1 protein-coding gene is annotated in these 570 nt (G+C 58.9%); it reads right to left on the reverse strand.

What is annotated here, in order from left to right:
* A partial coding sequence (locus tag BK660_RS30435; protein WP_148057493.1) for an amidohydrolase family protein occupies nucleotides 1-440 on the reverse strand: 440 nt, incomplete at its 3' end.
* Between the last annotated feature and the right edge of the window lie 130 nt (nucleotides 441-570).

Genomic DNA, 570 nt, shown 5'->3' on the forward strand with positions numbered 1-570 from the left:
CCGCTGTTATGCACGCGTTCGCTGGCGACTTTCGGAAAGAAATACATGTCCGAGAAACAAGTGATGCCGCCCTTGATCTGCTCGGCGATGGCCAGATCGGTGCCATCACGGACAAAATCTTCGCTGACCCATTTCGCTTCGGCCGGCCAGATGTGGTTTTCCAGCCAGGTCATCAGCGGCAGATCATCGGCCAGGCCACGGAACAGTGTCATCGCCGCGTGACCATGAGCGTTGATCAGGCCGGGGGCGAGCAGCACATCCGGCAGTTCGCGGATTTCCGTGGCGTTACACTTCAATGCTTCGGCGCGCGGGCCGATAAACACGATGCGACCGTCGCGGATGCCCAGGCCGTGCTCTTTGAGCACAACGCCTGCAGGTTCGACGGGTACCAGCCAGGTCGGCAGCAATAATAAGTCGAGCGCAATGGCAGGTTTCGGCATCGAGGGTCGGTTCCAGTGCTTTTGTAAAGGATGGCGAAGTATACCCGAGCGTCTTCGCGGGGGGATCGCTATAATCGGCGGCTTTTGTTCATGAGTGCGGGGTGTAGGATGCGCGATCGACTGTTGGCTG

Origin of the sequence: Pseudomonas brassicacearum (assembly GCF_003732265.1) — a bacterium.
GTDB classification, from domain to species: Bacteria; Pseudomonadota; Gammaproteobacteria; order Pseudomonadales; family Pseudomonadaceae; genus Aquipseudomonas; species Aquipseudomonas brassicacearum_D.